The organism is Psychrobacter sp. SWN149, from assembly GCF_015864565.1.
GTDB lineage: Bacteria > Pseudomonadota > Gammaproteobacteria > Pseudomonadales > Moraxellaceae > Psychrobacter.
Window position 1 is genome coordinate 203095 of record NZ_JADYWX010000004.1, and the last position, 21904, is coordinate 224998.

Annotated in this window: 17 protein-coding genes; 12 read left to right on the forward strand and 5 right to left on the reverse strand. The window is 43.7% G+C overall.

What is annotated here, in order from left to right:
- Positions 1 to 27 precede the first annotated feature (27 nt).
- Positions 28 to 825, reverse strand: coding sequence for a helix-turn-helix domain-containing protein (locus tag I6E86_RS08155; protein WP_197176864.1), 798 nt, complete (start codon positions 823 to 825; stop codon positions 28 to 30).
- A gap of 234 nt (positions 826 to 1059) precedes the next feature.
- Here I6E86_RS08155 and I6E86_RS08160 point away from each other — a divergent pair, with 234 nt between their 5' ends.
- From I6E86_RS08160 to I6E86_RS08190, 7 genes are all read left to right on the forward strand, one after another.
- Positions 1060 to 2049, forward strand: coding sequence for a proline racemase family protein (locus I6E86_RS08160; RefSeq protein ID WP_197176868.1), 990 nt, complete (start codon positions 1060 to 1062; stop codon positions 2047 to 2049).
- Between the two features lie 69 nt (positions 2050 to 2118).
- On the forward strand, positions 2119 to 3381 hold the full coding sequence (locus I6E86_RS08165) for an NAD(P)/FAD-dependent oxidoreductase (protein WP_197176870.1): 1263 nt from the start codon (positions 2119 to 2121) through the stop codon (positions 3379 to 3381).
- A 100-nt stretch (positions 3382 to 3481) separates the two neighbouring features.
- Positions 3482 to 4345 (forward strand): 4-hydroxy-tetrahydrodipicolinate synthase, encoded by an 864-nt coding sequence (dapA, locus tag I6E86_RS08170; RefSeq protein ID WP_197176871.1) that lies wholly within the window; start codon positions 3482 to 3484, stop codon positions 4343 to 4345.
- Positions 4346 to 4397: 52 nt separating this feature from the next.
- Positions 4398 to 5885 (forward strand): aldehyde dehydrogenase, encoded by a 1488-nt coding sequence (locus tag I6E86_RS08175; protein WP_197176872.1) that lies wholly within the window; start codon positions 4398 to 4400, stop codon positions 5883 to 5885.
- Between the two features lie 67 nt (positions 5886 to 5952).
- Complete coding sequence (locus tag I6E86_RS08180; protein ID WP_197176873.1) at positions 5953 to 7410, forward strand: alanine/glycine:cation symporter family protein; 1458 nt, start codon at positions 5953 to 5955, stop codon at positions 7408 to 7410.
- A gap of 160 nt (positions 7411 to 7570) precedes the next feature.
- Entirely contained in the window at positions 7571 to 10351 is a 2781-nt protein-coding gene (gene ppc / locus I6E86_RS08185; RefSeq protein ID WP_197176874.1) for a phosphoenolpyruvate carboxylase, read from the forward strand.
- 256 nt (positions 10352 to 10607) lie between these two features.
- Positions 10608 to 11774 (forward strand): TauD/TfdA family dioxygenase, encoded by a 1167-nt coding sequence (locus I6E86_RS08190; protein ID WP_197176876.1) that lies wholly within the window; start codon positions 10608 to 10610, stop codon positions 11772 to 11774.
- Between the two features lie 60 nt (positions 11775 to 11834).
- Here I6E86_RS08190 and I6E86_RS08195 read toward each other — a convergent pair whose 3' ends face one another.
- Both I6E86_RS08195 and I6E86_RS08200 read right to left on the reverse strand, forming a co-directional pair.
- The gene (locus tag I6E86_RS08195) at positions 11835 to 12974 is read right to left on the reverse strand and encodes an MFS transporter (RefSeq protein ID WP_197176877.1); all 1140 of its coding nucleotides are present in this window, start codon (positions 12972 to 12974) and stop codon (positions 11835 to 11837) included.
- Between the two features lie 78 nt (positions 12975 to 13052).
- Positions 13053 to 14243, reverse strand: coding sequence for an MFS transporter (locus I6E86_RS08200; RefSeq protein ID WP_197176878.1), 1191 nt, complete (start codon positions 14241 to 14243; stop codon positions 13053 to 13055).
- 158 nt (positions 14244 to 14401) lie between these two features.
- On the opposite strand from I6E86_RS08200, the gene I6E86_RS08205 reads away from it, so the two are divergent.
- The gene (locus tag I6E86_RS08205) at positions 14402 to 15313 is read left to right on the forward strand and encodes a LysR family transcriptional regulator (RefSeq protein WP_197176880.1); all 912 of its coding nucleotides are present in this window, start codon (positions 14402 to 14404) and stop codon (positions 15311 to 15313) included.
- Between the two features lie 87 nt (positions 15314 to 15400).
- On the opposite strand, the gene I6E86_RS08210 is transcribed toward I6E86_RS08205, so the two are convergent.
- Positions 15401 to 15829 carry a hypothetical protein gene (locus I6E86_RS08210; RefSeq protein WP_197176882.1) on the reverse strand — a complete coding sequence of 143 codons (429 nt, stop codon included), beginning with the start codon at positions 15827 to 15829 and terminating at the stop codon, positions 15401 to 15403.
- 174 nt (positions 15830 to 16003) lie between these two features.
- Entirely contained in the window at positions 16004 to 17014 is a 1011-nt protein-coding gene (locus I6E86_RS08215) for a hypothetical protein (RefSeq protein ID WP_197176884.1), read from the reverse strand.
- Positions 17015 to 17278: 264 nt separating this feature from the next.
- Between I6E86_RS08215 and I6E86_RS08220 the strand changes: the two genes are divergently transcribed.
- The 4 genes from I6E86_RS08220 to I6E86_RS08235 all read left to right on the forward strand — a co-directional run bounded on the left by I6E86_RS08220 (position 17279) and on the right by I6E86_RS08235 (position 21900).
- Positions 17279 to 18304: a LysR family transcriptional regulator gene (locus I6E86_RS08220; RefSeq protein ID WP_197176886.1), complete on the forward strand. Its 1026-nt coding sequence runs from the start codon at positions 17279 to 17281 to the stop codon at positions 18302 to 18304.
- Between the two features lie 285 nt (positions 18305 to 18589).
- Positions 18590 to 19876 carry an NRAMP family divalent metal transporter gene (locus tag I6E86_RS08225; protein WP_197176888.1) on the forward strand — a complete coding sequence of 429 codons (1287 nt, stop codon included), beginning with the start codon at positions 18590 to 18592 and terminating at the stop codon, positions 19874 to 19876.
- 383 nt (positions 19877 to 20259) lie between these two features.
- Positions 20260 to 21153 carry a methylisocitrate lyase gene (prpB, locus tag I6E86_RS08230; RefSeq protein WP_197176894.1) on the forward strand — a complete coding sequence of 298 codons (894 nt, stop codon included), beginning with the start codon at positions 20260 to 20262 and terminating at the stop codon, positions 21151 to 21153.
- 93 nt (positions 21154 to 21246) lie between these two features.
- Positions 21247 to 21900 carry a DUF2059 domain-containing protein gene (locus I6E86_RS08235; RefSeq protein ID WP_197176895.1) on the forward strand — a complete coding sequence of 218 codons (654 nt, stop codon included), beginning with the start codon at positions 21247 to 21249 and terminating at the stop codon, positions 21898 to 21900.
- The last annotated feature ends 4 nt before the right edge of the window (positions 21901 to 21904 follow it).

Genomic DNA, 21904 nt, shown 5'->3' on the forward strand with positions numbered 1-21904 from the left:
TCAAAAACCATATTTGTTTGCTTTTATTTAGGGTTCTTCGAAATGTATTTTACGGAAGTGCATAGGAGACATGCCAGTAAATTGCTTAAACTGCCGACTAAAGGCACTATGATCACCGTATCCACAGTTCAAAGAGACTTGAGTTACTGTCAGCTTATGATTCGCTAGTAGTCGAATGGCATGCTCTAGGCGCATTTTTTGTACAAACTGAATGGGTGACATATTCAGTACTGCCTTGAAGGTACGCTCTAATTGCGACTGACTGAGATTTGCCAATTTCGCTAACTGACCAATATTAATTTTTTGATCAAGATTGTCTCGTACGTATTGATCTACGCTTGCCAATCGAGCGTGCTTGCGTAATATCCGCTCGTTATCTTCATCAATATCTACTGATATACCTACCATCGCTACAATACGATTTTCTACATCATAGACGGGGATTTTTTGCGTGATACACCACCCCAACTGTCCTGATGCATAACTATGAAGTTCTAATTTATCAATAATCTCCCTGCCTTCCCTCAATACTCTCAAATCCTGATTGAGATAATCCTTGCCTTGAGACTTCAAAAAAACTTGCTCTGTAGTCAGTCCTATCAGTGCTTTTTTGTTTTTAAGCCCGCTACGTTTAATGAGCGTTTTACTGACTAATCGATAACATGCCTGGTCATCTTTAACAAAAAATACCACATTTTTCATAGTATCAAATAAAGGCATCAATAAAGATATGTTGCCAACAAACTCATCAAAATTGGCTGGTTGATAAATCTGTAGGTGTTTTGATAGTTGTTTTATAGGTGCTTCTAATACTAACGGCCGCATCGGTATATTCCCATATAGTATCTCAAGCTTATCGCCGAGCTTTTCAATTATTTTAGGGTGCTACACAATATTTATACTCTTAAATATCTTTACAACCTGTGCAGAAATGCGCATTTATTCATATAAAAACATCAAGACTGCTTTTCTGAAAAACGTCATTCTATATTTACGCCTTGTTCATTCATGAATAACGCTAACAGTATATTAACTCACGGATGAATCAGGTAGACAGTCATGTTTGATACGCTTTTCACTCTTAAGATTATTGATTCGCATACTGGCGGTGAACCTACTCGCATGGTGCATGCAGGATTTCCTGAGCTTAGTGGACAAACTATCCAAGAAAAGCTTCAAGACTTCAAACAGAACTTCGATCATTTGCGTCAAAGCATTATTTTAGAACCCCGTGGTAATGACGTACTTGTCGGAGCGCTTTTGTGCCCACCTTCTGATCCTCGTGCCACGGCTGGCGTGATCTTCTTTAATAATCATGGCTATTTAGGTATGTGTGGCCATGGCACGATCGGTGTTATTGCATCTCTAGCTTATCAACAAAAGATAACCGCTGGTGATCACTATCTAGAAACAAGCGTAGGTCTAGTTAAAGCAACCTTGCATGATGATGGTAGTTGTAGCGTCCAGAACGTCCCCTCTTATCGCTACCAAAAACAAGTAGAAGTTCAAGTACCCAATATCGGTCCTATCTACGGAGATATCGCTTGGGGTGGTAATTGGTTTTTCTTAATCAACGATCATAAGCAAGCTATTGAAGCCAATAATGTTAAGGCGCTTACTCAATTTAGCATACAGATTAAGAAAGCACTTCATAAGTCTGGAATCACGGGTGCTGACAATGGCGAAATTGATCATATAGAACTGTTTGGCAAGAGCGATCTCGCCGGCACTAACAGCAAAAACTTCGTATTATGCCCTGGATCTGCCTACGATCGCTCTCCCTGTGGTACTGGCACCAGTGCCAAATTGGCTTGTTTAGCCGCAGACAATGTACTCGCACCTGGTGAGACTTGGTATCAGCAAAGCATTATTGGCAGTGTCTTTAGTGCCAGCTATCAGCCTATTGATGTACTTAGTAATCATAGCCCTCTTCATAACCATCCTATCAATACTATTATCCCCACGATCAGAGGGTACGCCTATATATGTGCAGAAACCTCTCTCATCGTTCAAGACAGCGATCCGTTCAAATGGGGTATCTCTTTATAAATCGCAGTTTATATAGCTTTTAGGAAGTAACCAATCATTGCTCAGCAAGGTCAGAAAAGCGAGACTCTCATGGACGCACAAGTGTTTGATATACATATCATCGGTGGTGGCATTATTGGGCTATGTGCTGCGGTTACCCTACAGTCTCGCGGAGTAAAAGTTGCGATTTTGGAAGCGGATAAAATCGCTCGCGGTGCAACTTATGGCAACGCAGGTCACATTGCTACTGAACAGGTCTTTCCTATTGCTGATGCCAGCATTCTACGACATGTTCCTGCCATGCTATTTAACCCTGAAGGACCTCTGCGGATAGACTGGCGCTATCTTCCACGCTTAGCACCATGGGCGTTCAAGTTGTTACTTAACATGCGTACCGAACCGTTTGCATGCAGTCATCAAGCGCTTTTGGCATTAAATGCACAGAGCCTTCAAGCTTGGCAAGATTTTGCCAAAGAGTGGCAGTTACATTCTTGGGTACAAATACAAGGATCTGTATTAACCGCAGAGACACCCAACAGTCTAAAAGTACTGACTGAACACGGTCAACTCTTAAATAGTTTAGGGGTTTCTAACAGCCTACTCTCACAGTCAACACTGACAGATCTTGAGCCTGCGTTAAAAGACAATCAACTGGGTGCTTTGTTTTTTCCAGAGACAGGTCATATCACCAATATAGAAGCTATTACCCATAAATTAAGCACTATTTTTAGATCGCTTGGTGGTCAAATTTATGAAAATTGCCGTGTCTTGAGCGCGGAAGTAATAACTGATGGTATTCGTTTGACGACGACCCAAAAGCAGCTTCATGCCAGCAAAGTTATGCTCGCAGCAGGGGCTCATTCCAAAGCCTTAGCCAAACAGCTAACAGGTGTCTCAGTACCAATGGATACAGAGCGAGGCTATCACCTGATGCTTCCTAACGAAAGTCAGCGTCTCAACATCCCTATTTCTAGCATGGATCGCCGCTTTATTATGACACCAATGGAAAAAGGACTGCGCTTGGCTGGCACTGTTGAGTATGCAGGACTTGAGGCGCCGGCAAACATGAACCGTGCGAATATGCTGTTGAAACAAGCTCAAGCAATGCTAAAGACCCCACTAAATAGCGACAGCAATACGCAATGGATGGGGTTTAGACCTTCTACAGCAGACTCGCTACCCATCATAGATAGACGTAATTCAGTCTTTTTAAACTTTGGTCATCAGCATCTAGGTCTGACCCAAGCTGTCGTAAGCGCACAGATGATCGCAGCTTTGTACTTTGGAGATACTACCATGGTAGATCCTACTGCCTATCGTCTAAATCGCTTCAAACGTAAATCTTTTAAATAATAATCGAACATCTTATCTCTATGACAACTCATAGAACCAACAACGTCGCTAACAGCTCATGGCTTACTAACGGCTTTTACTTCCAAATAAGGATATTTATATGAACATTCATGGCGTTTTAGTCCCTATCGTTACTCCTTTCGATGTTAATGGAGATATCGACACTCAAAAGTTAACCGAACTGGTCAATGTATTCATAGAAAAAGGCGTTACCGGAATCGTAGCTTGCGGTACAACGGGTGAATACTACACGTTCTCTCCTGCAGAGCGTGAACTGGTTTTGACCACTATCGCTGATGCTGCCAAAGGCAAAGTCACTCTGATTGCAGGTATCAACAGTTTATCGACCAATCATTCTATCGAACTTGCTCATCAAGCCAAAAACTTGGGTTACAACGGCTTAATGTTATCAGCCAATCCGTATAGCCTACCAGACCAAGACGGCATTATTGCGCATTTTGAAACCGTCGCTGATGCCACTGACCTACCTATCATTATGTACAATTTTCCAGCACGAGTCGGTGTAAGCATTGAGTTTGAAACCGTCGCGTATTTATCCAAACATCCCAATATTGTAGGTGTCAAAGAAAGCAGCGGCGATTTTAGCCATGCATTACGTATGCTACAGGCTGATTTTGAAAACTTTGAAGTGGTTTGTGGTTGTGATGACCAACCAGTAGATTTCTTCTTTTGGGGTGCTAAGAGCTGGATCGCTGGTGCGGCTAACGTATTTCCAGCAGAACAAGTTGCATTGTTTGAAGCCACACAAAAAGGCGATTGGAACCGTGCTAAAGAACTGATGACAGCCATGTATCCTGCTATCCACTCTATGGAGTCTGGAAAATATAACCAAAAGGCCAAAGCAGGCTGCATTAACGGGAGCATCAATGTTGGGTCAGTACGACTACCTTTGACTGATATGTCAAAAGAAGAGACTCAGTCATTTTTAGCACTCCTGTCTTGATACATCGTACCATTCTTATCGTTCCTACCATTGTATATAAAAGGACAATCTAATGAGTATGACCACAGCGCAAGTCTTTGAACTCGCCAGCAACCAACAGCTTTGGGCAGGCCATTTAATAGATACCACAGCACCAGTATCCGAGACAACACTCCCTAACTACAGCCCTATTGATAATACCTGCATAGGTAGTATTGCTAATGGAAGTCGGCAAGATGTTAATACGGCGGTAACGGCAGCCAGAGACGCTTTTGAACATGGTGAGTGGCGACGGATGTCTCCTGCAGAGCGCAAATCTATCATGCAGCGCTGGTGTCAGTTAATGCATGAGCATATGGATGAGTTAGCTGCCTTAGATTGTGTCGATGCAGGCAAGCCTATTACTGAATGCCTCAACACTGACCTGCCCGCTACGATTGAAACCTTTGAATGGTACGCCGAAACGGCTGATAAAGTTTTTGGCAAGGTTGCTCCTACTGGTGCTGATGCGCTAGGCCTTGTAGTACAAGAGCCTATTGGTGTAGTGGGTGCAGTACTACCATGGAACTTCCCAGCACAAATGTATGCATGGAAAGTTGCACCCGCATTAATAACCGGCAACTCAGTCATTGTTAAACCTGCTGAATTGACCTCGCTCTCAGCATATCGATTAACACAATTGGCGTACAAGGCTGGCGTGCCAAAAGCGGCGTTACAGTTAGTCTGTGGGCTCGGTGAAGAAGTAGGTGCGGCACTCGGTCAGCATATGGATGTTGATATGGTTTCTTTTACAGGATCAACTGAGGTCGGTCGACTGTTTCTACAGTACTCTGCACAAAGCAATCTTAAGGAAGTCGTCTTAGAGTGTGGTGGCAAAAGCCCTCAAATCGTCTTTGCAGATGCCATTATCAATGAACAAACCATCGAGCATATTTTATCCGCTGCCTTTTGGAATATGAGCGAAAACTGTAGCTGTGGTTCACGTCTACTTGTCCACTCTAGCCAAAAAGAAGCGTTGTTAACGCTATTAAAAGAAGGTCTTCAGTCTTGGAAGGTTGGTCATCCTTACGACCCCGAGGTCGCTATTGGGCCAATGATCGAAAAAGCGCATTTTGAGAAAGTAATATCACACCTTAATACTGCCAAAACGGAAGGTGCTCGTTTGATCGCAGGTGGACGTATCCACGATGAACTCGGTAGTGGCTGGTATATCGAGCCGACCATCTTTGATAATGTAAGCCCAGACATGACGCTGTTTAAAGAAGAAGTTTTTGGTCCACTTTTAGCTGTCACAAGTTTTGAAACCGAAGAGGAAGCTATTCAGCTCGCCAATCAGAGTGATTATGGGCTTGCTGCATCCTTTTATACACAAAACATCCATCGTGCATTCCGCGTGGCATCCGCTATTAAAGCTGGTACCGTCTCGATTAATGGTTTCTCTGAAGGCGATATTACGACACCTTTTGGTGGTTATAAACAATCAGGCTTCGGCGGTCGTGACAATGGCTTAGAGGCGTTGTCCCAGTATACCCAAACCAAAACTATCTGGTTGGTGAACTAAAAACTGATATTGTCCACTATCCACGCCCAAGTCAGCATAACCGAAAACACTACAAGGAAGTAAAGTTATGGAAAATATCATCAATACTATCGTCGGGTATATTTGGAGTGACGCCCTAGTTTATCTTGCGTTAGGTGTCGGCATATATTTTACGATTGTGACTCGTGCCGTACAAATCCGTTATTTCAAAGAAATGATCAGGTTGTTGTTCGATAAACAAAGCTCATCAGCTGGGATTAGCTCCTTCCAAGCTTTCTGTATGGCGCTATCAGGACGTATTGGTGTGGGTAATATTGCTGGGGTTGCAACAGCCATTGCGGCAGGTGGCCCTGGGGCGGTATTTTGGATGATTTTTATGGGTGTGTTAGGTGGTGCTAGCGCTTTTATTGAGTCTACCTTAGCGCAGGTATACAAACATAAGGTCGGTGATCAATATCGTGGCGGCTCCCCGTTCTATATTGAAAGAGGATTGAAGCTAAAACCTTTTGCTATCATCGTCGCTATCGTGACCTGTCTATCTTACGGCGTGTTAGTGCCTGGTGTTCAGGCCAATACCATTGCGGACTCTTTTAATACAGCATTTAATATTCCGCCTGTTGTAACAGGGATTATCCTAGTCGTACTCTTAGGTATCATTATATTTGGCGGTGTAAAGCGTATTGCTAATTTTGCAGGAAAAGTCGTACCTGTCATGGCAATCGGTTATATCCTTATGATGGTGATTGTATTGGCATTTAACGCTCAAAATATTCCTGCAATGTTTGCACTTATATTTAAGAGTGCTTTTGGCATGGATGCAGTGTTTGGTGGTATGGTTGGAACTGCTATCTCTTGGGGCGTACGCCGTGCTGTTTTCTCAAACGTTGCGGGTGCTGGCGAAGCGACCTTTAGCTCAGCGGCAGCCGAAGTATCACATCCTGCCAAACAAGGCTTAGTGCAAAGCTTCTCTATCTACATCGATACGGTGCTTGTCTGTACTGCAACAGCGTTGATGATTCTATCAACTGGCATGTATAACGTGGTGACCCCTGAAGGTGTAACCCTAGTTGATAATATGCCTGGTATTGAAGCTGGTACGGCATTTACCCAAGCCGCCGTATCTACTGTCTTTAACCAGTATGGAAGTGGCTTTGTTGCGATTGCTATCTTTTTATTCGCTTTCACCTGCTTGGTTGCTTATTACTATATTGCCGAAACTACGTTGGTCTATTTGGACAATAAACTGCGCTACCCCATTCTCAAACATGTACTCAAACTGGTCTTTTTAATCGTTTGTTTCACTGGTAGTGTCCAGTCAATCGGTATGATGTGGGCGTTAGGTGATATAGGGTTTGGTAGTATGTGCTACTTAAATTTCATTGCTATTTTACTACTAAGTAAAATTGCTCTAAAAGTTCTAAAAGACTACGACGAGCAGATGAAATTAGGTATAAACCCTGTCTTTGATCCTAGAAAGGCTGGAGTGGATAATGCGGACTTTTGGATAGAGTATAGCAATGAGCATGGTCATAAAAAATCGCTCTAATAGTAGTGCATCAGAGGTCTGCTAATATCTACTAGTAAAAAAGTTGCTATCAACATCAAGCAGGCCTCACCTATTTATGTTAAATTGCAAAAAACCATAAGGATATTACGTATAAGATAACCATAGTATTGTAACCACTCATTTGATAGGAAGGTTGAAGATGACACTAGATAACAACGTACTACGTAAACGCATCAGCTTATTGGGTTCTTTTTTGGGCGAAGCAATCTCTCGCCAATCTGGTGAACACACCCTACATACGATCGAGACGCTACGTAAAGGGTTTATCCAGCAACGCCGTGAGCCTAATGACACGCATAAGCAGCAGCTTATCGACTTTATTGCCTCTTTGGATAACCAAACCTTAAAAAATGTCATACGCGGCTTTTCTATCTATTTTTTCTTGGCCAATCTAAGTGAAGAAAACTACTTGCGGGAACAGCGACATGCCCAGCGTATGCAGTCAGAACATAGCTGGGAAGGCTCGTTCCGTCGTACCTTGCTTGAGTGCCGTGAGCGAAATATTGAGCCGGCTCAGATGAAAGAGCTGATTGACCAGTTGAAATTTATCCCCGTATTCACCGCGCATCCCACAGAGGCGCGCCGCCGCACGACGATGAATATCTTACAAAGTCTATTCACGCATAGTGATGCTTTGAACAATGTGTCTGAAAACAGTTTTGCGTACGAGCAAGCAAAGGCTCAAACTTCGCAAACGATTGATCTATTATGGTCGTCTGATGAAGTGCGTACGCGTAAGCCATTGGTATATGATGAGATCAATAATGGACTACACTACTTTAATGCCAGCTTGTTTAATGCCATTCCTAAAGTGTATCGCAATATCAAAAAAGCCATCGTCGATATCTACCCAGAGCTGACCGATTATCCACTACCTGCCTTTATGAGCTTCGGTTCTTGGATCGGTGGCGATAGAGATGGCAATCCTTTTGTGACTTTTGAAACCACAGAGCGTGCCGTGTTGATGCATGCTGATACCGTGCTGCGTCACTACCAAGTATTGATCAAAAAACTGCGCCGACAGCTTATTCATAGCGACACTATCGTGACCGTATCTTCTGACGTATATAACAAAATAAAAAGCTACGATGAGCTCGATCAGCGGGTATTTGACTACAATCTCGATGATTACAGTAATGAGCCTTATCGTCGACTGCTCTCTATCATTCTGACTAAAGTCAAAGCCACCAATCGCCGCATTCAAAGCAAAGGCACGGATATCGAGGCCGAAAAAGATGCGTATACCAACCCAGAAGAATTACTAGAAGACCTACGCATTATCCGTCATAGCGTGAATACTCATGACACAGCACATGCAGATGGGTTATTACTCGATGTGATTCGTCTGGTCAAAACCTGTGGTTTCCATCTAGCTGCGCTCGATATCCGTCAGGAATCGTCTTATCATGGCGAAGTCATTGCTGATATTTTTGCCAGTGCCTCTAACCTGCCAGACTATCAAACGCTCAATGAAGTAGAGCGTCGAGAGTGGCTAACACGCTTGCTAGAAAAACCGGGCACACCACTCATCTATACTGACAACCTAGCAGACAAAACACGCGAGCAGTTGGCACTGATGAATTCAGTTGCCACCCTACGCAAACTGGTTGGCCAAGACACCTTTGGCAGTTACGTCATTTCAATGACTAATAATGCCAGTCAGCTACTAGAAGTGTTGCTGTTAATGCGGTTTGCAGGCTTATGCAGGATTGATGATGACGGTCAATTGTCTGCTGACCTACCTGTCGCACCATTGTTCGAAACCATTGAAGATCTTAAAAACATCGATAAAATCTTGCCTGCCGTATTGGACAATCCGCTGTATCGTGGACTGCTACAGAATACTGATAACACGCAAGAGATCATGCTGGGTTATTCAGACTCATCGAAAGATGGCGGCATCATCACCTCGGCGTGGCAGCTTTATAGTGCACAGCAAACTATCAACCATATCGCTGAGCGATATGGCATTAAAACACGACTGTTCCATGGTCGCGGTGGATCTGTGAGCCGTGGTGGTGGATCAACGCATAATGCCATCGCCGCACAGCCCGCTGGCACGCTACATGGTCAGATTAAAGTGACTGAACAAGGCGAAGTGCTCTATGCCAAGTACGCCAATACTGATACCGCTGTATTTGAGCTAACCATGGGTATCACGGGCACACTCAAAGCCTGCTCTTCAAGGTTTGTGGTGCAACCTACTGAGCTACCAAATTACGAAGCGCTGTTCGCACGCTTAGCAGACGCAGGTGAACAACGCTATCGCGAGCTGACCGATCATACCGAAGGGTTTTATAAATTCTACTCTGAGGTCACCCCTGTTCAAGAAATCTCTTTATTAAACATCGGCTCACGTCCAGCCCATCGCAAAAAAGGCCTACCAAGTAAAACCACCTTGCGAGCGATTCCTTGGGTGTTTGGTTGGTCATTGGCACGCTTTACCCTACCTGCTTGGTATGGCGTCGGTAGTGCGCTGCATAGTGTCAAAGCTGACGAGGCATTAATGAAAGAGATGAATAAGCACTGGCCGTTTTTTAGCGTGTTTATCAGTAATATCGAAATGGCCTTTACCAAAGCCAATATGAATATTGCCGAGGCCTATAGCCAACTGTGTGATGATGAGCCGTTACGCGAAAAAATTATGACAGCTGTCACGGATGAACACACGCTGACCAATTCAGGCCTGAACTCTCTGCTTGAGCAAGACTCTTTATTATCCAATCAGCAGAATCTTGCTTCATCCCTACAGTGGCGAGACGCTTATCTAGACCCGATTAACTATATACAGATTGAGCTATTGAAGCGTGCTAGACAACAGGATACGCCGAACGATTCGGCACATGGCGACATTAATGTAGAAGACCCATTAATCCGTAGTATCAATGCGCTAGCTGCAGGTTTACGCAATACTGGTTAGGATAGCTTTGGGATAAGTAGCTTTGAGATAGATAGAACGCTTATATCAATTGTCGCTAAATATTGAGGTTTCGTTCGCGAAGCCTCAAATCTTCTAAAACCCTTCAAAAAATAGCACACTAAATCCAAATCACGCTTTAGTACTGGTTGATTGATATTACCTATTAGGTGATTCGTAATTCATTGTTTGAATAACCGATCCTAACAAGATACCGTAAAATATATTTTTACTTCATGTATATGTAGGGTCTGCTCCAATGGAAACGCCTCAAGCAACACCATCTCTAGACATTGCCGTAGCAAATGACTTTCAAATAGAATCCGTTGCGCTCATTGACCGCGCCATTCAAATACGCTGGAATGATGGTATCGACAGCACCTATCACTATATCTGGCTGCGTGATAACTGCCCATCGGCTTTCCATCCCCAAACTGGCGAACGTAGCTTTGACTTGCTGAGTATCTCAAAAGATATCCATCCACTATCCGTCTCTTTTGATGAGACAACGCTGACGATTGAATGGTCAGAACAAGCGCATACCAGCCACTTTGAACAAAGCTGGTTACGTGAGTTTGGGTATTCTAGTGCATTGACCAAGGACCATAGCAGTCCTTATGAAAGTTGGGATGGCACGTTTATTGACCACATCCCCATGTATGACCAGCAGAGCATCATGACCAGTGACAGCGCTTTATATGAGTGGATGAGTGCGCTGGATAAATATGGGCTTACTATCATTGATAATATGCCAGATGACGCTGATGCGGGTGTGCAGACAGCCATGCGAGTCGACTATTTACGGCAGACTAATTTCGGTATGACCTTTGATGTGATATCAGAAAAATCGCCGATTAATTTGGCTTATACGTCACTCTCATTACCTTTGCATACCGACTTGCCAAATCAGGAATTACCTCCAGGCTATCAATTTTTGCATTTTTTGAGTAATGAAAGCATAGGTGGCGAATCTACTTTCGTAGATGGGTTAAAGGTGTTAGAAGGGTTACGAAAAGAGCAGCCTGAGTATTTTCGCTTGCTTGCCGAATATGCCATCCCCTTTCGTTTTCATGACAGCGCCCATGATATCCGTGAGCACCACCCCGTCATCAATCTAGACAACTTTGGCAATATTGTCGAAATCAAATACAACGCGCATCTTGCAGATGTTTTTGATTTGCCGAGCGATATTATGTACGACTACTACCTTGCTTATCGAGAGCTGATGGCTCGATTAAAAGACAGTCGCTATAAGATTGAGTTAAAGCTAGCGGCTGGTCAAATGGTGGTTTTTGATAACCGCCGAGTCCTGCATGGGCGTAACGCATTTGATGAAAACGTCGGTGAGCGTCGTCTCAAAGGCTGTTATGTTGACCGCTCAGAATTTAAAAGCCGTTTACGAACGCTCAAAAAGCAACTGGCTTAACACGACCTGCAAGCTAACTGCTTCCCTTCATGTTCCCTTATGAAAAATACAAGCGCTCTATCAAGCAACTTTACGAGCTTTCACAAATAAAATCATACTAATAATGACGCTGAACACGCTGCACATAATAAACACGTTATGTGCGCCGCCCGGCATGTACTCCATAAATGATGTGAAGAACTGACCCGAAAACACTGCCATCGTAAAGTAAGATAAATTGCGGCCACGTACGTTAGCAGCACTTAGCTCGACAGTCATGTGGTTCAATAGCGGAATACTAAAACCAAAGCCAATGCCGATCAATAATGCGCCTAATGTTAGTAGCAAAGTGCTGGTTTGCGTAAAGCAAATATATGACAATGCAAATGCTAAAAATGCCAGTGCCAAGACTTTAGGTTCATTCAACCATTTGATTATTTTTGGCATAAAGCCTGCGGTAACGACCGCCACTAAAGAAATAAAGGCCAATAGTTGACCGATTTGTGATTCGTTATAGCTCAACTCATGCATGGTGATGGGCAATAACACGGTTGAGGTAAAAAAGATGGTCATCGCTAAGGTTGAGATAAGATACACATTTTTTAGAGATAGGCCACTAATGATGGTTTTGCTATCGTCTTCAGCAATCTGTGTATTCTCTGCTGTAGCGGCATGATGCCGTGGTACAAACAGTAATAGCATGGCCAAAAATACCCACGCTATTAAATAAATCGACAGCGGTAATGCCCAAAACTGTGAGGCAAGCAAACCACCTAAAAATAAGAAGATGACCCCGCCCAGCTCAATAGACATCCCTTGCTTAGCAATCATTTTCAACCGTGCTTCGCCTTGATACCACGTGGAGATTAATACCGTACAGCTCGCCATGACGACCGCCGTTATACCGCCCAATAAAAACCGATTGCTAAACACCTGTGCTGGTCCATGTAAAAGATAAGCACTGGCACCTGCAAGTCCGTATAAAAACAAACCAATCATCAAGAGTTTATACGCGCCATATTTATCGATTAGCTTGCCAGCCAGTGGCGCAAATACCACCGCACCCAATGACGGCAAGGTAATTAATAGCACGCTGTTGTCGGTAATGCCTAAGCCTGCCGAAATGCTAACCAAGCCAGGTGCCAGTAACGTACCGACCATAATGGTCAAACTGGCAATACACAGTAAGGTAAAACTACCTGCCGTTTTTAATTGGTTCATATGTGTCCTTAGACGATAAGAAGTAACATCGATTTATCAGTAATCTCGTACTAATCAATACCTACGTACTGATATCGCTTATTTTTTGGCGAATGCATTGAATATTGCGCTGATGATAATAAAGACGATGCTGACCACCACAACCCCTGGCCATTGGTACAAGGCAAAAGCTTTGACACCCGCCATAGATCCTAATGCCCCGCCTGTGTAGTAACCCAACATATAGATACCGTTGATGCGGCTTTGAGCAGCGGGATCGATACTAAAAACACGAACCTGATTGGCCACTTGCGCACTGAATACAGCAAAGTCGATTAAAATAATACCGACAATCAGCGACACCAAATTACCTGCAAACAACCCTGTAATAGTGAAGCCTGTGGCAGCCAGTGCCAATGCGATCATCACTAAGGTTTTAGAGCCCAGCTTATTGACCCATTTGCCAGAGGATTTAGCCCCTATCACGCCTGCCAGCGCAATCACACCAAATAGTCCCGCTTGCTGTGCATTGTAATTAAAAGGTGCATCGCTGACATAAATCGCCAGTGTTGCCCACAGTACGTTGAATGAGGCAAACCAAAATGCGCCCGTAAGGGTGAATTTTTGCAGGGATTTGTGTTTTATAAATAGTGACAAGCTACTTTTGATAAGCGGAAAGTAACGCAGCGTGGTATGCGGAGTATTGGTTGGCAAAAATACCCGCAGTAATACCCCAAAGATAGCGGCAAGTGCTGCAGACATCACAAACACGCTGCGCCAACCGAACTGCTCCCCTACAAACCCACTTAAGGTTCTAGATAGCAGAATACCTATGGTCAAACCCATCATGAGCGTACCAAGGGTTGCACCTTTGTTTTCAGGAGACACCATGGACGCGGCAAACGGAATGAGCTGCTGGGTAATATTGGCGCTGACACCAATCAAAAACACCGATAGCAGCAGTACGGGTAAGCTGGGTGATATCGCTGCAAAAACACAAGCCGCTACTAATAAGCACGACAGAATACCAATTAAGCGTCTACGCGCAATCGAATCGCCCAATGGTGAGAGGAACAGTAAAGCAAAGGCATAACCAAACTGCGTCAATGCTGGAATACTACCCAGTTGTGAGTCAGTCAAATGAAACTCATGGCCAATGAGCGGTAAAATCGGCTGATTGTAATAAAGGTTGGCAGCGGTTGCGGCAATCGCGGCGGTCATTAACAGTAGAATAAATCTGCTTAACGACTGGCTTGACGATTGGTTTAGTACTGGTACTGGCTTATCCATTATTATCTCGGCTTAATAAATCATGCCGTAAGTATAGAGTCTATCAAGCCATAACAAAAATGATAGTATATGATTGAATCCATACAAATACTGTATAGATAAAAAACCAAGATTGAGAAAGATTTTGATGAAAGATATTAATAAAAGGGATTGATAATATGGATATAAAAACACTCAAAAGCTTTATGGCCGTGGCCAAGCACCAGAGCTTTTCGGAAGCGGCGCGTGAGCTGTATACCGTACAACCTGCCATCAGTCGCCATATCTCATCGTTAGAGACAGAATTGGGTGTTGTTCTGTTTAACCGTACTTCTCGTGAGGTGACTATCACACCCGCTGGCGAGCAACTACTGAAAGACGCTGCTGTTATTTTGAGCTTAGCAGAGCAAGCGAAGACACAAGTCAAACGAGCACATGACGGACAGGTAGGTACACTCAATATTGCGCATTTAAGCTCAGCCTGTCTGACCTTTATGGCCACATTGGTACGCAGTTATAAAGAAAAATTTCCGCACGTACATGTGTCATTATTTGAGATGACGGTGACCGAACAAATAGAAGCGTTTAATAATGACCGCATCGATATTGCTTTTTCACGGCCATTGCCAACCGCCATTGCCGATGACTTTATGAGCCACAGCATTTATATCGATAAATTGGTGGCGATTGTGAACCAGAGCCATGTATTAGCCGATCAGACAACCATTGATTTGGCGCAGCTAAAAGATGATAAGTTTATTATTTTTAACCGTGATGAAGCGGTTGGTTTATTTGATGAAACCATCATGCTGTGTAAACAAGCTGGGTTTTCGCCCAATATCATCAGTCAACCCAAGCACATGCAGACATTGGTGACCGAGGTAGCTGCAGGCTTAGGCGTGGCGATTGCGCCTTATTGCGTACGCAAACTGTATAGCGATGGCTGTCACTTTATGATGCTAAACAACGTCAGCACACACATACCCGTGCATATCCAATACAAGCAGACCAATAACAGTGCAACGGCTGCCGCTTTCGTAGCGGTTGCGTTGAGCGCGACAGATGACATACAGCAAAGCATGGCGTATTAAACCCACAAAAAAGCCCCATTCGTCTGGTTTATAGAAAAATGAGGCTTAATACTACTCCTATATCAGCTCGTGACGGTCCGTGCACTTCTAATACTTGGATTCACGATACAACATCTTATGTACTGCTACTCTAAATTCTTCAACACTAACCACAGATACCATACTATGCGTGCTGTACTTTGGTATGATATTTTCTTCCTCACGGAATAGCGCTTCTTGCTCAACATTGTTATAGCTAATGGCACTGCTATCTTTTATATCCAAGACTGTAGTTTTGTTCTGATCATTCAGTTTCTGCGGTGGTAGCTGAATAGAACGGCTATTTTTAGTGATATTGCTCACTGTCAGACCGTTGCTAGTGGTCGATACTTGGGACAGCGTGAAAGAAAGACGATTAGACATATAAAAGGTAGACATTAAAACGATAAAGATCACACTGATGATAGCGAAAACAAGACTACGCGGTCTGATGCCTTTCGGCTCCATCTGCTCACTAACGTTTTCTGAGTCATTCATAGTTGCACACCAACCCAATTCATATCATCAGCGGTAAACAACCGCATGTTTACATAATGATACCAATTATCTGTTGTTTTGCAACATAATCTGGAATGAGCGTCTAGAATAGGTTGATAGACGGTTATCTCATTGATTAAACTGAATCAAACCATACTCATTTTAATCACTGGTCTAATCACCAGTTTCGCGGTACAACGTGGTTTTTGATTCCTGCCTAAAGTCTTCATAAGTAATAACAGCTTCTGAATTAGGTGGCGCACTGTCGGTCAACTCTGTGCTTTCTGCTGCTGCACTACTGGCTGGCGCGTCTTGCTGATCACCATTTAAGTCAGTTGCTTGCTGTGAGGATGTAGATTGGCTGGTGGTATTAGCAGATGGGGCATCGTTAAGAGTAGGTGTTTGCTCGGGATTGATAACTTGTTTATCTTCCGCTTTCATTTTTGACGCTATACTGCTATTTGCACTATTAGTTATATCGTCTGCTGCTGTATTATCTGGTGTGGGAGTCGCTAAAACGCCAGTGAAAACCAGCACCAGGATGGTCGCTGCTATCAACAATAAACCACCCACGACCATAACCATAAGCGGTTTTTTGCGCCGTGCCGGCTTACTTGGCGACTTTAGAGATGTTTGGATACTATCAGTATTCAAATCTGTAGATACGTTTGCAGGATTTAACAAGTCATCGTCAGATTGACTCAATATCGGCATGCTCGATGACAGGGCTTCTTGCTCATCAGTATCGATAAACAATGATTTTTCTGCCTCATCATCTAGGATATGATGGTTTGATGCAGTGTCGCGCAAACTGCTATCAGCCTGATTGCTATTGATAGGCTCATCTGCCGTCGGTACTTTGTTTGGTACAGGCGTATTTTTATTTGAAAAATCAAACGTAGCGTTGGTTGTCGTGATATCTACCAGTTCTAATGATTGCGCCTGCTGACTGCTCTCTTCTTCAAACAGTTGTAGTTCCTCGGCACTCAAAGGCTCAAATGCAGCAAGTTTTTTTGCGCTCTCAAGCGCTAGCGAGTCATCGTTGTCATCACTGTCAGCGATCTGCACCCGACTGATGAAACGCTCATAAATATCATCATTATGACGCGTACGCGCCTTTTGACTGACAATTTTTGCCAGCGCCTCTTCAAAATCAGTACTGATGTCTTTATCGTCGTCGCTCATAAAGGGATACCAAACCAGTGTATGCTACTGGTATTAAATGACTGCTAAAATGAAAATGAAGAGGTAATATTTCTTGCTAAAGTGTAACAGTATTGTGAGCTCCCAATATAGTTGCTCAACCTCTTATCTTCAAGCACAATTTGTCCGATATCGCTAATTTATGTAGGCCTCTTAGCATAACTCACTAAATAGACGTTAAAATCGACTCTATAACAACCGTACTTAGTAAATAACTAACATCGTTAGCATAGCAGGTTTAATGATATGGATTTAAAACAGCTTAATGCGTTTATCGCGGTTGCAGACTTACGTAGCTTTAGCGCAGCTGCCGCAAAGACAGGACTGTCACAACCCAGCTTGAGTCGCTTGCTAAAACAGTTAGAGACGGACATGGGCGTGGTGCTTATTGATCGCTACCACAGGCCTTTAAATCTGACTGAAGCCGGTTCATTTTTCTATGACAAGATAAGCACGATACTAACAGAAATTGATACCGTGACTAGCATGACCCAGCGCTTATCTGCGCCCAGTAGCGCACTCAACATTGGGTTTGTGCCTTCAGTATTATATGGACTGCTTCCCGAAATCATCGCCACGCTTAAACAATTCAGTCCCGATATTGACGTTAATTTAAAAGACATCAGCTCATATCAGCAGATGGACGCACTCAAGTCTGGTGAGATTGACATTGGCTTTGGCCGATTTGCTCATCAAGACCCGTGGATTCAACAAATACTCTTACGTCATGAACGATATGTGGTGGCATTGCCAAAATCGCACCCGCTCGCCCATGTCCGTAAGCAGCGCCTGATAGACTTGGCAAACAATCGCTTAATTTTATACCATCAAACGCATTTGCCAGTATCGTCAACTGTGACGACAGAGATAGTGACCCAAGCGAGCGACGAGTTGTCTGCTGGTACAGTAAACCGTGCGACTCACGAAACATCATTGTCTAGCGAGGCCATCACCGAGCCTTTACTACACCTGTTTGCACAATACGGCATCTCACCCTTTATGACCACGACGGTGAGTGATTTGCAAGTGGCACTGGGTCTGGTGGCGGCAGGCGAAGGTATTACGCTTGTGCCTGCCAGCCTCCAAACGGTGCGTACCGAACAGATCAGTTATCAACGCTTGATTCACGAAAATGTGACCTCTCCTATCTACTTGCATACGCTTAAAGACTTCGTACATCCAAACATACCGGACTTGCTCATGGCCATCTATCACGTCTATGAACAACGAGGTATCACTTATCGGCAGCAAAATTTTGTGTCACAGGCCTAAATGGGCAGATATCTTGTGAATATTATGTTATAAAGAACCGCCAAAAATAATTGGTTTTAAATATTGATATTATTTTATAAATATGCTAACTAAAAAGAATGGCAATGCAAACAAATAGTAATAATAACTAGAATAATCATTCTCCTAGACAGTATTGCTGTGGTAAAGTCGATACAATATGAATCATTTTATATTTGTGTGTATTATAAGACGGTTTTCTACTGATCATTGGCAAGCTGACACAGGTAAGTGATAATTTGCCGTTCTAAACATTTCGAGGTATTCATGACCACACAACCACTCAACAATTCACGTACCGCTGAGGATAGCGCAAGCGTACCGCAAGAAGGCTTTAGTTGGCGCATTTTTGGCCCAGGTATTTTGATGGCGACTGCTGCCATTGGTGGCTCGCATCTGATTTCATCAACACAGGCCGGTGCTATCTATGGCTGGCAGTTGGCTATTATGATTATCTTAGCCAACGTGTTTAAGTATCCGTTTTTTCGATTCGCAACCGATTATGTTTATGATACAGGCGAGAGTTTGATTGCAGGCTACGCCAAACGCTCAAAGGTGTATCTTTGGGTATATTTCATTCTATCTATCTTGTCAGCCGTTATTAGTACGGGTGCGGTCTCTCTCATTGCTGCTGTGATCTTAGGCTTTATGTTGCCAGCCTCACTCGGTCTGTCGACGATGGCGTTATCTCTCATTATCGTCGCGGTCTCTTGGTTCTTTTTGATTGCAGGGCATTATAAATTGCTCGATGGCGTGACCAAGTGGATTATGATTGCGCTTACCACAGCAACGGTGGCAGCGGTCGTTATTGCCGCTGGTAAGCCAACCGTCATGGCAGTGGATTTTGTCGCCGCCTCTCCTTGGAACTTAGCCACATTGGGATTCATCGTAGCACTGATGGGCTGGATGCCAGCACCGCTTGAGTTTGCGGCGATTACCTCTATGTGGACCTCCGCCAAAGTTAAAGCCGATCACACCACCCATCGCCAAGGCTTATTAGATTTTAACGTGGGTTATGCCGTCTCAGCGATTTTGGCATTGTTCTTCTTATCACTAGGTGTGTTTGTCCAGTATGGCTCAGGACAAGAGATCGAGCTGGTCGGCGGCGCTTATATCAATCAGTTGATTAATATGTATACCGCCACCATTGGTGAATGGTCGAGACTGCTGGTCGCTTTCGTCGCCTTTATGTGTATGTTTGGTACCACAATCACTTGTGCAGATGGTTATGGCCGTGCTAATGCCGAGTGCTGGCGCTTGCTCAAAGGTCAAAGTGAAATCAACAAAAAACAAGTCGCTTTTTGGACGACCTATGCTATCGGTGGTGGATTAGTGATTATCACGTTCTTTACCGGACAGCTAGGCTCAATGCTTAAGTTTGCCATGATATCAGCGTTTGTCTCTGCACCTATCTTTGGTTGGTTAAACTACTCATTGGTCACAAAGCATAAAAAACTGTCGTTCGGTATGAATGCACTGTCTATCGCAGGCTTGATATTCTTGGCAGGTTTTGCCTTATTGTTCCTGGCCAATCTTGCAGGTTTATTTGCTTAAGCTTTTGCTTAATATAAAACTACAAGCTTAATCGTCCTATACGAATATAAAAAAGCCCTAATAGCTCAGCTGTTGGGGCTTTTTGATAGGTGTCATTAAATTAATGAAACAGCAATCATGAAGCAATAACCTGAGTAATTGTAACCAAATGTAAAAATTACAATGTTTCAAAAGCTTAGGTTTTAAGCAATATGAATACTTGTAGGGAGAAAATACCATTAAATGTATAATGCTATTTGAATTATGAATACTATTAAAAATATTAAACTAATTTATTAAATAAACTAATCAGTAATTAATAACCCAAACTTTTCAAGCATGAATAATTGAGTATAATCAGCTACAACAATTAGAATATTCTCCCTCCATGTAAGGATTATCACATGACTTCATCTTCAGCTGGCGCACGCTTTCGCAGCGCCCTCACTCAAAAAAACGATAACAACCAACCATTACAGATTGCAGGCGCTATCAATGCCTACACAGCGATGATGGCGACCCAAGTTGGTCATCAAGCGTTGTACCTCTCTGGTGCTGGCGTGGCAAACGCCTCATTTGGTTTGCCGGATCTTGGTATGACCAGTCTTGATAATGTACTAGAAGATGCTCGCCGTATCACCGATGCCGTTGATACGCCACTATTGGTTGATATCGATACTGGCTTTGGTGGCGCGTTTAACATCGCCCAAACCATTAGAAAAATGGAAAAAGCAGGCGTTGCAGCGGTACATATCGAAGACCAAGTGGCGCAAAAACGTTGTGGTCATCGCCCAAACAAAGAAATCGTTAGCATCTCAGAGATGGTTGATCGTCTAAAAGCCGCATTGGATGCCAAGACTGACCCTGACTTTGTGGTGATGGCACGTACAGATGCGTTGTCTGTAGAAGGCTTGGACGCTGCTGTCGAGCGCGCCGTTGCCTTTCAAGAAGCGGGTGCAGATATGATCTTTGCAGAAGCGCTAACCGATATCGAAATGTATCGTAAGTTCACCGATGTACTCGACATTCCAGTACTGGCAAACATGACAGAGTTTGGTCAGACAGATCTATACACCACTGACCAGTTGTATAGTGTGGGTGTCGAGATGGTGCTTTATCCACTATCAGCCTTCCGCGCTATGAACAAAGCAGCGTTGAACGTTTATCAGCATTTATTAGATGATGGCACGCAAGACAAAGTCGTCGATACCATGCAGACCCGTATGGATCTCTACGATTTCTTAAACTATCACGAGTTTGAGCAAACGCTAGACAAGCTATTTGCTAATAATAAATAGTCAATCATTAGTCATTGGCAACGCCGAAAAGATAAATCACCTTTGAATGCTTTATCTTTTCGAAATCCGTCTTCACTTACCTTTAGGTTATTTATGCCATTTTTTACGTCTAATACTGTTGTCAAAACGTCACTACTTAGCAGTGCGCTTGCTGCGCTGTTATTCATGACGGGCTGTGATAAAACACCAGAAACCGCCGACGATACGACCAGTGGTGCAAGCACTGCTGAAGCTGATGCTACCAAAGAGGCTCCTGCACCTGCCACTCAAGATGATTTGGTCATGACGACGATTACGCTAGATACTGTCAACAGCCTACTTTTTGCACCGGTTATCAATAGCGGTGCACTCAGTGCAGAGCAGGTCAGCTGCCTCGAATCGCGCGACAAAGACTTGGGTAAAGCCGAAGTCGATAGTTTCTATAAAAGTCAGTTTACCGATGCAGAGTTAAAAGAGTTGGATGGCTTTTATACGTCAGAGGTAGGGGAAAAACTGATTACGTTTGGCAATGAGCAACTGCGCGTCATGAATGGTGAAGAAATTGCAACGCCAATGGCTGACCCTACCCCAGAAGAAATGACTGAGATTCAGACATTCATGGAGTCACCACTGGGTGTCAAGTACATGAAAATAAATAATGCAGAAGGCGAAGGCAGCGCAATGGAAGTCTTGAATGGCCCTATCGAAGCTGAGTTCGAGCGCTGTAAGGTCGATTTAGATGGCCCACAGCCTGAACAGCCTGCGTAACGCT